Source organism: Brevibacterium limosum, assembly GCF_011617705.1.
Classification (GTDB): Bacteria; Actinomycetota; Actinomycetes; order Actinomycetales; family Brevibacteriaceae; genus Brevibacterium; species Brevibacterium limosum.
Window position 1 is genome coordinate 2,117,233 of record NZ_CP050154.1, and the last position, 14,801, is coordinate 2,132,033.

A 14,801-nucleotide genomic window follows, 5' to 3' on the forward strand; every position below is an offset into this window, starting at 1 on the left:
CGAGGAGACGAATACTCATGTCGAATTCCGTTCAGATGCCGGCTCTCGGAGAGTCGGTCACCGAGGGCACTGTCACTCGCTGGCTCAAGGAAGTGGGCGAAGAAGTCGAGGTAGACGAGCCATTGCTCGAAGTGTCGACCGACAAGGTCGACACGGAGATCCCCAGCCCGTATGCCGGCACCCTCGAGAAGATCCTCGCCGAAGAAGATGACGTGGTCGAGGTCGGCGGCGACCTCGCCTACATCGGCGACGGCAGCGGTACGTCCTCCGACGAGGAAGCACCGGCCGAGGAACCCGCCGAGGAGCCTGCTGAGGCACCTGCCGAAGAAGCCCCTGCTGAAGAGCCTGCTGAGGCACCTGCCGAAGAAGCCCCTGCTGAAGAGGCTCCCGCTCACGAAGCACCGGCAGCCGATGAGGCACCGACGGAGGAATCCGCTCCTGCCGCTTCTGATTCCGGTTCCTCCGAAGGCACCGAGATCACGATGCCCGCGCTCGGCGAGTCCGTCACCGAAGGCACCGTGACCCGTTGGCTCAAGGACGTCGGCGAAGAGGTCGAGGTCGACGAACCTCTGCTCGAGGTCTCCACCGACAAGGTCGACACCGAGGTCCCCTCCCCCGTCGCCGGAGTCGTTCAGGCTCACCTCGCAGACGAGGACGACACCGTCGAGGTCGGAGCGCCTCTGGCTCGCATCGGTTCCGGTGCCCCGTCCGAATCCGCACCGGCCGAGGAAGCCCCCAAGGAAGAAGCTCCCGCCGAGGCTGCCCCCAAGGAAGAAGCTCCCAAGGAGGACGCTCCTGCCGAAGAGGCACCGAAGCAGGAGGCTCTCAAGGAGGAGGCGCCGAAGCAGGAGTCGGCTCCCAAGCCGGCCGCAGCCGCGTCGGCGCAGTCGGCTTCTGCCGCTCAGGCCGAGGAGCCTGTGGACGCCGCTGCCCAGGCCCCTGCCGCCGCCGACACCGTGGGCGAGAACGCCGCCTACGTCACACCGCTCGTGCGCCGCCTGGCCCGCGAGAAGGGTGTCGACCTCTCGCAGGTCACCGGCACCGGAGTGGGCGGACGCATCCGCAAGCAGGATGTCGAGGCGGCCGCGAAGAGCGCTCCCGCCGCGGCCCCCGCTGCACAGTCCGGCGCACCGGCCGCCGCGTCCAAGGCTCCGTTCAAGGTCGAGATCCCCGAGGAGGTCGCGAAGCTGCGCGGCACCACGGAGAAGGCTTCGCGCATCCGCCAGACCATCGCCAAGCGCATGAGCGAGTCCCTCGATGTCTCTGCTCAGCTCACGCAGGTCATCGAAGTGGATATGTCTCGCGTCGTGAAGCTGCGCAAGGCCAACAAGGAGGCATTCCAGGCCAAGCACGGTTCGAAGCTGACCTATCTGCCGTTCTTCGCGAAGGCCATCGTCGAGGCGCTTCAGGTGCACCCGAAGGTCAACGCGCAGTACGATCTCGAGTCGCAGCAGATCACCTACTTCGATCACGAACACCTGGCCGTCGCGGTCGACACTCCGCGCGGACTGCTCGTTCCCGTGATCAAGGATGCCGGTGATCTCAGCGTGGCGGGCCTGTCCAAGGCCATCGATGATGTCGCTGACCGGACCCGCAACAACAAGATCATGCCGGATGAGCTCTCGGGCGGAACGTTCACGGTGACCAACATCGGTTCCGTCGGCGCGCTGTTCGACACGCCGATCATCAACCAGCCGCAGATGGGCATCATCGGCACGGGTGCGATCGTGCGTCGCCCCATCGCCGTGAAGACGGTCGACGGCGACGAGGCGATCGCCATCCGTGACATGGTGTACCTGCCGTTGACCTACAACCACCAGCTGGTCGACGGTGCGGATGCGGGACGTTTCCTGCAGACGATCAAGGCACGTCTGGAAGAAGGCAACTTCGAGGCCGATCTCGACCTCTGAACCTGACTCTTCCGCACACCTTTCGAGGGGCCGACCACGCATGGTCGGCCCCTCGGGGCATTCATGGCTCGGCGATCTCGCGGACCTCTGCAACGAGCCATCTTCCCTCGACCTTCGCCAGCTCGAACTCGACCGACTGGGCGGCGAACTCCTGCAGAGCGTCACCGCTGCCCGCGCTCGAACGCATGAGCGCCGAGGCGACCACCCGGTCATCGTCGGCGGCAACGATCGTCACGTCCTCGATATCGATCGAATAGTCCGAGTCGGCATATGCCGATGGATCGATGAGCTCATCCGCCGCCGCGGCAGCGGACTCGGGGACCGTCAGCGCCTGCAGAGCTTCGCTATCGCCGTCGCTGAGCGCGGCTGCTCGGGACTCACACAGATCCGTGAGAACACCGGTGACCTCGTCGACGCCGAGTGCGGGCGTCCGTGCAGCCGATGAGGCGGACGCCTGGCCGGAAGACATATCTTCACTGCTCGAGGACTCGGGGGACGACCATGATGACCAGACGACGATTCCGCCGAGAAGCGTCAGGCACACGGCGACGCCGATGAGCAGCGCGCTGCGTCCCAGCACGTGCGGCAGTGCCATGGTTCTCAGGCGTGACCGGAGAGCATCCACGGCACTCAGCATCGGCGCCAGCAGTCTTCTCCGTGCCTCCGGTCGCTTCCGCCTCGAACGCCGCGAGCTCTTCGCCCCAGCACGCAGCGGTGAGACTTCTCCGCCGTGCAGAGGCGAAGCCGGAGTCCCGAGGTTCGACTCGATATCCCCCGTCGTTCCTCGATTCGGTCTGAGTCCGGAGGCCACACGCAGGCGTGCCGTGAGCGCCGATTCGGGTGCCGTTGCACTCTCGGCGGGAACCAGCGGCAGCGCAGCGGGTCGGTCGAGGGTACGCAGCGACTCGGCTGCCTCGGCGAGGGCGGTTTCCAACCCGACATCGGACGCCGCGTCGTCGAGGAGACCGGCGACGAGCGATCGCAGGGCCGACGATGATTCGGCCAGTGCCAGGTCCACCGGCAGCAGAGCCTCGGCCCATGGCCTCCCGAAGACGGCATGGTAGATCATCTCCCCCACGGCCCGCCGCGGCGTCGTCGTTCTCGGCTCGCAGACGCCGGGAATGATCACCGGCCGGCCTTCGGCATCGAGGGCGAAGGACGACAGAGCCAGACGCTCCTCCGGGCGCGTGCAGACCCGCAGTTGTTCGACTATGCCGAGGAACAGCGTGCACAGCTCGGGCTCGGTCAGACCCTGATAGGCGCGGACGACGTCGAGGACGAGCCCACCGGGTGAAGCGGGGACGATGAGAAGGGAACGGGCGCCGTTCGGCAGAGCCACCTCGGTGAGGGCGAGTACACGGGGATCGTCGGCATCGAAGTCATTGTGCACGACGCCCCACGCACTGCGACCGTCGGAATCGCGGACACGATGGATATCGTCCGCGATCGTTGCTTGGAACACCCATGTCATGGTTCCTCATCTCCGTTGATGATGATCAGTTGCGTTTAATGATGTTTAATGATGCTCGCCGATGTCGTTATGTGTCAAGGGCCACAGCCTCGGTGGAGGTCGGCAGATGTGATTGGAAACAAATTGAACACTGGGGTTAAGAGTCATAGTGTGGAGCCATGCCCCTGGCCACAGAAACGCTCGGGTTCGCCCCTGTCCTCTCGGACTATCGGCAGACTTGGGAATTGCAGAAGAAGTACCACGACGACGTGCTCGCAGGTGACCGTCCTTCGACGATCCTGCTCCTCGAGCATTCACCGGTCTACACGGCCGGCAAGCGCACCGAGGACTTCGAGCGGCCCACCGACGGCACCGATGTCATCGACGTCGACCGCGGCGGGAAGATCACCTGGCACGGACCCGGACAGTTGGTCGCCTACTGCATCTACAAGCTCAACGATCCCAAAGAAGTCCGCCTCTTCGTGTCCCAGCTCGAGGACGCGATGATCCGACTGCTCTCCGAATACGGGATCGAAGCGACCACGATCGAGGGACGTGCCGGCGTCTGGCTGCCAGACGACGGTCTCCGACGCGACCGCAAGATCGGCGCCATCGGAATCCGCATCCACGAAGGCGTGACGATGCACGGTCTGGCGCTCAACTGCAGCAACGACCTCGGCGCCTACGAATCCATCATCCCCTGCGGGATCACCGACGCCGACACCACGACCATCAGTGCCGAACTCGGCCGCACGGTCACTCCCGAGGACGTGGCACAGCGACTCGACGAGATCCTGCACGAGACCATCACCGCATAGGAGAACTCAGATGACGATCGCACCAGAGGGCCGCCGCATGCTCCGCGTCGAGGCCCGCAACTCCGAGACTCCCATCGAGGACAAGCCGGCCTGGATCAAGGCGAAGGCCCATATCGGCCCCGAGTACACGGCACTGAAGTCGCTCGTGCGCAAGCAGGAGCTGCACACGGTCTGCGAAGAGGCAGGCTGCCCGAACATCTTCGAATGCTGGGAAGATCGCGAAGCGACCTTCCTCATCGGCGGCGAACAGTGCACCCGACGCTGTGACTTCTGCCAGATCGACACCGGCCGACCGGCCGAATTCGACGCTGACGAGCCGCGCCGCGTGGCCGCCTCGGTGGCGGAGATGGGACTGCGCTACTCGACGATCACCGGTGTGGCCCGTGACGACCTCGAAGACGGCGGCGCCTGGCTCTACGCAGAGACCGTGCGCCAGATCCACGACCTCTCCTACGTTGACGGTCGCGGCACCGGCGTCGAACTGCTCATCCCCGATTTCAATGCCAAACCGGATCAGCTCGCCGAGGTGTTCTCCTCCCGGCCCGAGGTGCTCGCGCACAACGTCGAAACGGTGCCGCGCATCTTCAAGCGGATCCGCCCCGCGTTCCGCTACGAGCGTTCCCTGTCGGTGATCACGCAGGCCCGCGAAGCCGGTCTGGTCACTAAATCGAACCTCATCCTCGGGATGGGTGAGACGAACGACGAGATCATCTCCGCACTCCAGGACCTCCACGATGCCGGCTGCGACCTCATCACCATCACGCAGTATCTGCGTCCCTCTCCCCGGCACCATCCCGTCACCCGGTGGGTCAAGCCCGCCGACTTCGTGATGCTGCGCGATGCGGCCGAGGAGATCGGCTTCCTCGGTGTGATGTCGGGTCCGCTCGTGCGTTCTTCTTACCGAGCCGGTCGGCTGTGGGCCACCGCCATGCGTCGCCGCGGCGAAGAGATCCCGTCGCATCTGGCGCACCTGGACAAGCACACGCCCGCCAAACAGGAGGCGCAGGCGGTTGTGGATACCTTCGGCCCCGGCGAAGAGGTAGACTTGACTGCTGAGCAATGAGCGTCGGCCTCCCCCTGATTTCGGGAGGCGACGCCGCAACGCCCCTCAAGAGCAAGTGAGAGAATGAGCGAAGAACCGCGTAAGGGACTCTTCCGGCGCAAGCCCAAAGATCCGAACAAGAAGCCCGGCCGTCTGGCGCAGATGCGTCAGGTCTATGAGCTGTCCGCCAAACACAACAAAGCGACACCGTGGCTGTTGGCTGCGGCGATCCTCGGGTGCACGCTCATCGGTCTCATGATCGGTCTGCTCATCGGCGGCACCACCGCGATCTTCACGACGATCCTCGGCTTCATGGTCGGTCTGCTGTTGGGCATGTTCATGCTCGGGCGCTTCGCCGAGACCGCCGCATTCGCTCAGATGGACGGACAGCCGGGAGCCTTCGGGGCCGTCCTCAACACCGCTCGTCGCGGCTACCTCATGGACGAGAAGCCCATCGCTGTCGACCCGAAGAGCCGCGATCTCGTGTTCCGCTCGACCGGCCGTGCCGGCGTCGTGCTGCTGAGCGAAGGGCCGAAGGGTCGCAGTGCGAAGCTGCTGGCCAAGGAGAAGAAGCGTCACGAGCGCATCCTCCCCAACGTCCCGGTTCACACCTTCCAGGGTGGAAAGGAAGACGGCCAGCTGACGATGAAGCAGGTCGTTCCGGCCGTGCAGAAGCTGCCGCGCAAACTCAACCGCGCCGAGGTGCTGGCCGTGCGCAACCGTCTTGCCGCACTCGGCACTCAGGGTTCGCGCCCGCCGATCCCGAAGGGAATCGACCCGAATAAGGCCCGCCCGAACCACAAGGCCATGCGCGGACGCTGATCCTCACACATCCAGCGAAGATCCGCGAAGGCGGCGTCGACTCACTCCGAGTCTGCGCCGCTTCCGTCTCTCCTCCATCCCCTCCCCTAATTGCTACCTGACGGCGGCCCAGATACTTCGCGCGAGGTTGCTGGGCCGCCGTCAGGTAGCAATTAGGGGAGGGTTCAGCGGCGGAGGATGACTGTGCCGGCCGCCAGGTCGTGGAGTCCGCGGTTGTCGCGATTGAAGATGAGAGCGGGAATGACGAGCACGACGAGCACTGCGCGGATGAGCGACTTGAGCAGACCCGGGACATGGCCGTCGAGACGACGCACCTCGACGCCGAAGATGCGATGCCCCACCGAATAGCCGAGCGTGCCCACGAGCACGAAGTTCTCTACAGCGAAGATCGCTGGCGCTAGGATCGGATTCGCCGGATCGATGAGATTGGCGATCGCCAGACACATCAGCCAGTCGACGAGCAGGGCGAGGATTCGCTTCCACGCCGGGGCCAGAGAATGCGAGCCGTTGACAGGCAGACCCAGCCGCTTTCCGGGCCAGTCGTCTTCTTCCCTGTCGAACCGGGGCCCTTCGAGCCAGGAACCAAGGTCGTCACGATTGATCACTCCCCCAGCCTACGGAATCCGGCCTGAGTGGATCCTCAGGAAACATGCCCGAAACATGGGCGACATCACGACTTCATTCTTCGGCGACTAAGATTGACCGTGGTCAGGACAAACGGCCACCGTACACGAACTAGGAGACCTAAGTGTTCTCGTCTGCTGAAGAACTCGTCAACTATATATCGGACAACGACGTGAAGTTCGTCGATGTCCGGTTCTGCGACCTGCCCGGTGTGGTCCAGCACTTCAACCTCCCCGCCGCTTCCTACGGCACCGAGGAGATCACCGAAGGTCTGCTCTTCGACGGGTCCTCCATCACAGGCTTCCAGGGCATCCACGAATCGGATATGAAGCTGCTGGCCGATGTCACCTCCGCGTACATCGACCCCTTCCGCGAGGCCAAGACGCTGGTCGTCACCCACTCGATCGTCGATCCGTTCACCGATGAACCCTATTCGCGCGACCCCCGACAGGTCGCGGCCAAGGCCGAGGCCTATCTCGAATCCACCGGAATCGCCGACACCGTCTTCTTCGGTGCCGAGGCCGAGTTCTACCTCTTCGATTCCATCCGCTACGAGAACACCCCGGGCAGCAGCTTCTACAAGATCGGCTCGCAGGAGGCCGCCTGGGACATGGGCACGGACGAGCCCGGCGGAAACCAGGGCTACAAGACTCCGTTCAAGGGCGGCTACTTCCCCGTCTCTCCGCAGGACCAGTACGCCGATATCCGCGACCAGATGTCCCTGACGCTCGAGCAGATCGGCTTCGAGATGGAGCGGGCGCACCACGAGGTCGGCACTGCCGGTCAGCAGGAGATCAACTACAAGTTCAAGGCCCTCCAGCATGCCGGTGATCAGCTGCTCGACTTCAAGTACGTGATCAAGAACACCGCCTTCGAGCTCGGCAAGTCCGCGACCTTCATGCCCAAGCCGCTCTTCGATGACAACGGCTCGGGCATGCACTGCCACCAGTCGCTGTGGAAGAACGGCGAGCCCCTCTTCTACGACGAGAACGGCTACGGCGGGCTCTCCGACCTGGCCCGCTGGTACATCGGCGGCCTGATCGAACACGCCGGTGCGGTGCTGGCGTTCACGAACCCGACGATCAACTCCTACCGTCGTCTCGTGCCCGGTTATGAAGCTCCGGTCAACCTCGTCTACTCCGCGCGCAACCGTTCGGCCGCGATCCGCATTCCTGTGACCGGAACCTCGCCGAAGGCCAAGCGCCTCGAATTCCGCGTTCCGGACCCCTCGTCGAACCCCTACCTCGCCTTCTCCGCGCAGCTCATGGCCGGGCTCGACGGCATCCGCAACCGCATCGAACCGCCGGAGCCCATCGACAAGGATCTCTACGAGCTCCCGCCGGAGGAGGCCAAGGACATCAAGCTCGTTCCCGGCACCCTCGACGAGGCGCTCAACGAGCTGGAGAAGGACCACGACTTCCTCACCGCCGGAGATGTCTTCACTCCCGACCTCATCGAAACGTGGATCCGCATCAAACGTGAGAACGAACTCGATGTCGCTCGCCTGCGTCCGACGCCGACGGAGTTCGAGCTCTACTACGCACTCTGATCTCAGGCCGGGCCGGATTCCAGTCGGACCGAGAACCGGCATCTGCAGCCGAGTGGAATAGAGTGAGGGCGTCACGGGTTGTCTCCCGTGGCGCCCTTTCGGCTCTGCGGCCGCTGACACGGCCGGTCGGATCACGCACCATCGGAGGGATGGACTTTGACGCACTATGACCTGCTGCTCATCGGCACCGGTTCGGGAAATATGTTCCTCGACAAGCGATTCGCGGGCCTGAAGACCGCCATCGCCGAGGAATGGCACTTCGGCGGAACCTGCCTCAACGTCGGCTGCATCCCGACGAAGATGTTCGTCTACCCCGCCACCGTTGCTGAGCAGTCGCGCCAGGCTGACCGTTACAACCTGACCCCGACCCACCCCGAAGTCGATTGGGCAGGGCTCCAGAAGCGCATCTTCTCCCGCGTCGACGCGATCGAGTCCGGAGGTCGCGAGTACCGCAGCAGCGACCGCCAGCCCAATGTCACCGTCGTGCCCGAACACGTTCACTTCACCGGAGAGAAGACCGTACGCACCGCCTCCGGTGAGCAGATCACCGCCGATCGCATCGTCATCGCCGCCGGCGCCCACCCGATGATCCCCGACATCGCCGGGCTCGACACGACCCGCGTCGACACCGGCGACTACCCGGTGTTCACCTCGGACACTGTGATGCGCCGTCCCGATCAGCCAGGGCGCCTGGTCATCATCGGCTCCGGGATCGTCGCGATGGAATTCGCCCATGTCTTCGCCGCCCTAGGCACCGAGGTGACCGTCCTGGCTCGTGGGCCCCGCCTCCTGGGCGATATCGATGCGGAAGCCGCCGACGAATTCACCCGGATCTTCGGCTGTTCCCACACTGTCGTCCACGGGGCCCAGGCCAAGCAGATCGACATCGCCGATGGCGAGGTCACGCTGACCGTCGAACCCAGCGGGCGCCTCGCCGAGGTGGCCCTGCCGGAGACGATCACGGCAGACGGTGTGCTCGTGGCCACCGGGCGCGTCCCCAACACCGCCGAGCTCGACGTCGCGGCCGCCGGTTTCGACCTCACCGACGGCAATCGGCTGTCCGTCGATGAGCACCAACGAGTGCTCTCCGCCGGTCAGCCCGTTCCAGGCGTGTTCGCTCTCGGAGACATCTCCTCACCGCACCAGCTCAAACATGTCGCCAACCACGAAGCGACGATCGTCGGACGCAATCTGGCTGCCGACGTCGCAGCGGGAGGGCCGGGAAGTGCTCCGGTCGACGACCTCGCCGTGGTCAATCACCACGCCGTCCCCGGTGCCGTGTTCACCTCCCCTCAGGTCGCCTATGTGGGAATGACCGAGGCGCAGGCCACGGATGCCGGACACGATGTCACGGTCAAGGTGCAGCAGTTCTCCGATGTCGCCTACGGCTGGGCGATGGCCGATGATCCGGGGATCGTGAAGGTCATCGCCGATCGCGGCACCCGGCTCATCCTCGGCGCGCATATCGTCGGGCATGAAGCATCGATGCTCATCCAACCGCTCATTCAGGCCATGGCCTTCGGTCAGACGGCCGACGAGGTGGCCACCGGACAGTACTGGATCCACCCGGCACTGCCCGAGGTCGTCGAAAACGCCCTGCTCGGACTCGAATTCGAGGACTGAGCGTTCGACCGACGTCTGATTCGGCGCCGGGGTGAATTCGCCAGACGGCGAAGTGCCGCGCTCGCTGAGTCAGAAGTCGTAGAAGCGGTGTTCCATCACGGAACGTGCGTGCCTGGTGGTCCGCAGATAGTCGTCTTCGAGGTCATGGCCCGCACCGGCAGGATAGCCGAGGAGGCAGGCCGTGGCCTCGAGCTCTGTGTGATCGACGGGCAGCGATTCGGCAGTGCGACCGCGGAAGAGCATCACGGCTGAACGCACATCGGTCACCAGCTGCCACGCCGCGGCCAGCTGCTCGGCATCCTCGGCCGGCAGCAGACCCTCGTCCGTGGCCGCAGCGAGAGCCGACAGCGTCGAGGTCGTGCGCAGGCCTTCGACGCGATGCCCGTGTCGGAGCTGCAGCAGCTGAACGGTCCATTCGACATCGGAGAGACTGCCTCGGCCGAGCTTGAGATGCCGACGCTTGTCGGCATTGCGGGGCAGACGTTCGTCCTCCATCCGCGCCTTGAGCGTGCGCACCTGTGTCAATGCCTTCTGCGGCATCTCCACCGGATACCGCAGCGGATCGATCAGCGAGAGGAAATCGGCGATGAGACCGTCCTCGCCGGCGACCGGACGTGCCCGCAACAGCGCCTGAGCCTCCCACGGCTGGGACCATTTCGCATAGTAGGCCTGGTAGGACGAGAGGCTGCGGACCAACGGTCCGTTCTTGCCTTCGGGACGCAGATCCGCGTCCAGATCCACTCCCTGAGCTCCTTCGCTGGCTTTGAGACGGGAGGACAGTTGGAGTGCCACCTTCGACACGTGCTTGCTCAGCTTCCCACGGGCCTCGGCGTCGAGATCATCGCTGATGGGCCGGTAGACGAACATCACATCGGCATCGGAGAAGTAGCCGATCTCGCGGCCGCCCCACCGGCCCATGGCGATGATCCCGAACTCGTAGTCCGGTGTCTCGGGGTCGTCGAGGTCTGTTCGGACAGCCTGCAGGGCACCACGTACGGCCAGGTCCATGAGGTCGGAGAGATCGGCGGGTATTTCGGCCCGATCGCCGACGCCGAGGACATCGCGCAGAGCGATGCGCAGCAGCTCCCGGCTGTAGGTCTCCCGGATCGGTGTCACCGCATCGGCACCGTGGCGTCGGAGCAGTCCATCGACCTCGGCGTTGAGGATCTCCAGATCACGGGCCTCGAGGTTCTCAGGACGATCCAGCCAAGCCACGGCAGCGGGCTGGCGCAGCAGAAGTTCGGTCGCATACCCGGACAGGGAGAGCACTTCGGCCACCGATTTGGCAGCCAGCCCGGAGTCACGGAGCATCTTGAGGAACCACCCGGACGATGACAGCGATTCGCTCAGGCGGCGGAAGGCCAGCAGTGCTCGGTCGGGTTCGACCCCGTCGGAGAACCAGTCGAGCAGTGCCGGAAGCACCTGCTTGATGACCATTGCGGTGCGCGACATCCCTGTGGTCAGCGCCTTGATATGGCCCAATGCTCCCTGCGGGTCGACATAGCCGAATGCCTGGAGACGATCGGCGGCCGCCTGCAGGCTCGATCCCCGTTTCTGAGCATCCACAACGGCCCCGTGGATGCCGACAGCCGCCTCGAGGATGGGCCGATAGAAGATCTGTTCGTGGAGGCGGGTGACCTGTTTCGCATAGTCCCGGCGGGCCTCTTCGAGGCGGTCTCCGGTTCGCGATCCGGAACGGAAGACGGATCGGGCCAGCACCCGCAGCTTGGCTTCGTCGTCGGGGATGAGCGCATTGCGCATCATCCGCGGGATCTGCACTCGGTGTTCGACGACGCGCATGAACCGGTACGCGGTCGAGAACACGGAGGCGTCCTGCTGGCCGATGTACCCGTGCTCTCCCAGTTCGCCGAGTGCGATGAGCGTGTTCGGGGTGCGGATGTCCTCATCATTGCGCCCGTGGACGAGCTGGAGCATCTGTGCGGAGAACTCGACGTCACGCAGCCCGCCGCGCCCCAGCTTGATCTGGCGTGGGGCTTCGACGGCCGGAATGAGATCGACAACGCGACGACGCATCGCTCGGATCCCATCGATGAAGCCGACACGGCTGGCCGCCTGCCAGACCAGGGGCAGAAGCGATTCCGAGAACGCCTCTCCGACCTCGACGTCGCCGGCGACGGGCCGGGCCTTAAGCAGGGCCTGGAACTCCCAGTTCTCGGCGATCTCGTCGTAATAGTGTTCGAACTCCGACAGAGTCCGGACGAGCGCCCCGGCTTTGCCTTCGGGACGCAGCGCCGTATCGACCTCCCAGAGCGCGGGTTCGCCGCCGGCGTCGGAGAGGATGCTGCGCATACGCTGAGCGAGATCGGTGGCCGAACTTCTGGCTCCCTCGGTCTCTGCGGAGTCGAGGACGAAGACGACATCGACGTCGGAGACGTAGTTGAGTTCTCGGGCTCCGGTCTTGCCCAGGGCGATGACCGCCAGACGGATGTCGGCCGCCTCGTCGAGTTCGGCACGCGCGATGGCCAGAGCCGTATCCAGCGCGGCCGCGGCCAGATCGGACAGGACGGCCATGACATGATCGACGATCTCTTCCGGGGACTCTGCCGACAGGTCGTCAGCGACGAGGCGCAGAACCGCGTCACGGTAATTGCGCCGCAGAGCCTTGACGCCTTCATCACCGGTCACCGTGGCGCGCGGGGCCGGATCGTCCGGATCCGCGCCGAGGGCCGAGAGCATCTCAGCGCGCAGGGACGACGCCGAGGCGGCCGGGGTGGAGATCAGCAGGAACGGGTCCGGGGCAAGCAGCAGAGGAAGCGAGTCGGGATGACGGACCAGGTGGTCGACCATCGCCTCCGAGGTTCCGAGGACTGCGAGCAGGCGGGCCAGGAGCGGACGGTTGAGTTCGTCCTCGGCCAGATCGCTCTTCGTTCCCGACCTCACGGCGTCCAGCAGCGCCGCGGACTCCTCCCCCGCGGCTTCGACCACCCGCAGCAGTCCCAGCGCCGCCCCGTGCGGGTCGGGCACGGCCATGAGCAGATCGACGAACCGCGAGTCCGTGGCCAGAGGCTGGCCGAGGAGCTCATCGAGCTCATGGAGGAAGCGGGCGGTCGCATCCGGGATGCTGATGGTCCGTGAGGTGATTGCGGCCATCACATCGAGGTGAAGTGCTTGGCGAGTTCGTACGGAGTCACCTGCGCGCGGTAGTCGGTCCATTCCTGCCGCTTGTTGCGCAGGAAGAAGTCGAACACCTCTTCGCCCAGGGTCTCGGCGACGAGGTCCGAGCCTTCCATCAGCTCCAGAGCATGGGACAGGCTGCGCGGCAGCGCTTCGATGCCCATCGCTCGACGTTCGGTGGACGAGAGCAGCCAGACGTTGTCCTCGGCTTCGTCGGGCAGCTCGTAGCCCTCTTCGATCCCCTTGAGCCCTGCGGCGAGCATGAGCGCATAGGACAGGTACGGGTTCGCCGAGGAGTCCAATGCACGGTATTCGACCCGTGCGGATGAGGACTTGCCGGAGTTGTACTGCGGGACCCGCACGAGAGCGGAGCGGTTGCGGTGGCCCCAGGAGATGTAGGACGGGGCTTCGTGGCCGGTCCACAGCCGCTTATAGGAGTTCACGTGCTGGTTGGTCACCGCCGAGATCTCGGCGGCGTGGGTGAGCAGTCCGGCGATGAACTGACGGCCTGTCCTCGACAGCTGATATTCGGCGCCCGGCTCGAAGAAGGCATTGTTCTCACCTTCGAACAGGGAGACATGCGTGTGCATCCCGTTGCCCGGGTGCTCGGCCATCGGTTTGGGCATGAACGAGCCGTAGACACCTTGAGAGATCGCGACTTCTTTGATGACCGACCGGAAGGTCATGACGTTGTCGGCCATGGTCAGCGCATCGGCATAGCGCAGATCGATCTCGTTCTGACCCGGTCCGGCCTCATGATGGGAGAACTCCACGGACAATCCCATCGCTTCGAGCATGGTGACTGCTTCGCGGCGGAAGTCGTTGGCCGTTCCGCCGTTGACATGATCGAAGTAGCCGGCCGTGTCGACGGGCCTCGGCGCAGTGCCGTCGCTGATTCCGGAGACGGGGTCGAGGTTGTCGGTCTTGAACAGGTAGAACTCGATCTCAGGATGCACATAGAAGGTGAAGCCGCGTTCGGCGGCCTTCGCCAGAGTGCGTTTGAGGACGTTGCGCGGATCCGCCGGCGCCGGTTCGCCCCCGGGGACGTGGATGTCGCAGAACATCCGCCCGGTCGGTTCGGTCTCTCCGCGCCAGGGCAGCAGAGAGAACGTCGAGGGATCGGGTTTGAGCACCATATCGGCTTCGAACACCCGCGACAGTCCCTCGACTGCCGATCCGTCGAACCCGATGCCTTCGGAGAAGGCACCTTCGAGTTCGGCGGGGACGATGGCCACGGACTTCAGCTGTCCGAGGACATCGGTGAACCAGAGTCGGATGAATCGCACTTCACGATCCTCGACGGTCCTGAGAACGAATTCCTCCTGACGCGACATTCAGCCGTTCCACTTCTCGTCGTCTTCGTCCCACTTCTGATTGCGCTCACGTGCCTTCTCCAGGGCGGCGCGGGCGACTTCTTCGGTCTCGTATGGCCCCATACGGTGGGTCCAATCGCTGACCAGCCCCTTTTCGACGGTGTTCGTCTCGAGGTTGAAGTAGTACTTCGAGTTCGGATCGTCGATATCTTCGTAGAGTCCCATGGCGAGCCTTCTCTCCTCAGCGGGGTTCTGCATTGACACTTTCAGCTTACCGTTTCGGGAGCCGAACTGACGGCACCTGCTCCTCGCGCTCGGTGAACGCCCCGATCTGCGCTTGTGGTGCCGTCTGTCCTCGGCTGGAATCATGTTTTCCGCGCTATCTGGTACTCAAACGCACTGATTCCGTATTCGGGATGACGAAAACAGATTTAAAGGTTTGCTCTCCAAACCTTCAAAGGAATAGAGTTGACACCATCGACGCCCGACGGAGAAGTCGGTCGCCTCCGCCCCTG

The 14,801-nt window shown here is 64.5% G+C and carries 11 protein-coding genes; 6 read left to right on the forward strand and 5 right to left on the reverse strand.

What is annotated here, in order from left to right; translation table 11 throughout:
- Window positions 1-17: 17 nt before the first annotated feature.
- Entirely contained in the window at window positions 18-1,910 is a 1,893-nt protein-coding gene (gene sucB / locus GUY37_RS09435; RefSeq protein WP_166824876.1) for a 2-oxoglutarate dehydrogenase, E2 component, dihydrolipoamide succinyltransferase, read from the forward strand.
- A 61-nt stretch (window positions 1,911-1,971) separates the two neighbouring features.
- On the opposite strand, the gene GUY37_RS09440 is transcribed toward sucB, so the two are convergent.
- Entirely contained in the window at window positions 1,972-3,381 is a 1,410-nt protein-coding gene (locus tag GUY37_RS09440) for a hypothetical protein (RefSeq protein WP_166824879.1), read from the reverse strand.
- A gap of 158 nt (window positions 3,382-3,539) precedes the next feature.
- Between GUY37_RS09440 and lipB the strand changes: the two genes are divergently transcribed.
- The 3 genes from lipB to GUY37_RS09455 all read left to right on the forward strand — a co-directional run bounded on the left by lipB (window position 3,540) and on the right by GUY37_RS09455 (window position 6,042).
- On the forward strand, window positions 3,540-4,178 hold the full coding sequence (lipB, locus tag GUY37_RS09445) for a lipoyl(octanoyl) transferase LipB (protein WP_166824882.1): 639 nt from the start codon (window positions 3,540-3,542) through the stop codon (window positions 4,176-4,178).
- A gap of 10 nt (window positions 4,179-4,188) precedes the next feature.
- Window positions 4,189-5,241 carry a lipoyl synthase gene (gene lipA / locus GUY37_RS09450; protein WP_092013963.1) on the forward strand — a complete coding sequence of 351 codons (1,053 nt, stop codon included), beginning with the start codon at window positions 4,189-4,191 and terminating at the stop codon, window positions 5,239-5,241.
- Window positions 5,242-5,304: 63 nt separating this feature from the next.
- Window positions 5,305-6,042, forward strand: coding sequence for a DUF4191 domain-containing protein (locus GUY37_RS09455; RefSeq protein ID WP_025778306.1), 738 nt, complete (start codon window positions 5,305-5,307; stop codon window positions 6,040-6,042).
- Window positions 6,043-6,206: 164 nt separating this feature from the next.
- Here GUY37_RS09455 and GUY37_RS09460 read toward each other — a convergent pair whose 3' ends face one another.
- Entirely contained in the window at window positions 6,207-6,647 is a 441-nt protein-coding gene (locus tag GUY37_RS09460) for an RDD family protein (protein WP_166824885.1), read from the reverse strand.
- A gap of 143 nt (window positions 6,648-6,790) precedes the next feature.
- Here GUY37_RS09460 and glnA (GUY37_RS09465) point away from each other — a divergent pair, with 143 nt between their 5' ends.
- A complete protein-coding gene (gene glnA, locus GUY37_RS09465; RefSeq protein ID WP_166824888.1) occupies window positions 6,791-8,215 on the forward strand; it encodes a type I glutamate--ammonia ligase in 1,425 nt (474 codons plus the stop codon).
- A 156-nt stretch (window positions 8,216-8,371) separates the two neighbouring features.
- A complete protein-coding gene (locus tag GUY37_RS09470) occupies window positions 8,372-9,838 on the forward strand; it encodes a mycothione reductase (protein ID WP_166824891.1) in 1,467 nt (488 codons plus the stop codon).
- A 69-nt stretch (window positions 9,839-9,907) separates the two neighbouring features.
- Here GUY37_RS09470 and GUY37_RS09475 read toward each other — a convergent pair whose 3' ends face one another.
- From GUY37_RS09475 to GUY37_RS09485, 3 genes are read right to left on the reverse strand one after another with little or no spacing between them, the layout of a single operon-like run.
- Window positions 9,908-12,949 (reverse strand): bifunctional [glutamine synthetase] adenylyltransferase/[glutamine synthetase]-adenylyl-L-tyrosine phosphorylase, encoded by a 3,042-nt coding sequence (locus GUY37_RS09475; RefSeq protein ID WP_166824894.1) that lies wholly within the window; start codon window positions 12,947-12,949, stop codon window positions 9,908-9,910.
- Entirely contained in the window at window positions 12,949-14,307 is a 1,359-nt protein-coding gene (gene glnA / locus GUY37_RS09480) for a type I glutamate--ammonia ligase (protein WP_166824897.1), read from the reverse strand. Before glnA (GUY37_RS09480) ends, GUY37_RS09475 begins: the two co-directional genes overlap by 1 nt.
- Window positions 14,308-14,511: a hypothetical protein gene (locus GUY37_RS09485; RefSeq protein WP_035320335.1), complete on the reverse strand. Its 204-nt coding sequence runs from the start codon at window positions 14,509-14,511 to the stop codon at window positions 14,308-14,310. It lies immediately after the preceding gene.
- Between the last annotated feature and the right edge of the window lie 290 nt (window positions 14,512-14,801).

Excerpts from the sequence above, each read along its gene's own strand:
- GUY37_RS09440 (WP_166824879.1), bottom strand. The coding sequence starts at position 3,381 with ATGACATGGGTGTTCCAAGCAACGATCGCGGACGATATCCATCGTGTC.
- GUY37_RS09455 (WP_025778306.1), top strand. The coding sequence starts at position 5,305 with ATGAGCGAAGAACCGCGTAAGGGACTCTTCCGGCGCAAGCCCAAAGAT.
- lipB (WP_166824882.1), top strand. The coding sequence starts at position 3,540 with ATGCCCCTGGCCACAGAAACGCTCGGGTTCGCCCCTGTCCTCTCGGAC.
- GUY37_RS09475 (WP_166824894.1), bottom strand. The coding sequence starts at position 12,949 with ATGGCCGCAATCACCTCACGGACCATCAGCATCCCGGATGCGACCGCC.
- sucB (WP_166824876.1), top strand. The coding sequence starts at position 18 with ATGTCGAATTCCGTTCAGATGCCGGCTCTCGGAGAGTCGGTCACCGAG.
- GUY37_RS09485 (WP_035320335.1), bottom strand. The coding sequence starts at position 14,511 with ATGGGACTCTACGAAGATATCGACGATCCGAACTCGAAGTACTACTTC.
- lipA (WP_092013963.1), top strand. The coding sequence starts at position 4,189 with ATGACGATCGCACCAGAGGGCCGCCGCATGCTCCGCGTCGAGGCCCGC.
- glnA (WP_166824897.1), bottom strand. The coding sequence starts at position 14,307 with ATGTCGCGTCAGGAGGAATTCGTTCTCAGGACCGTCGAGGATCGTGAA.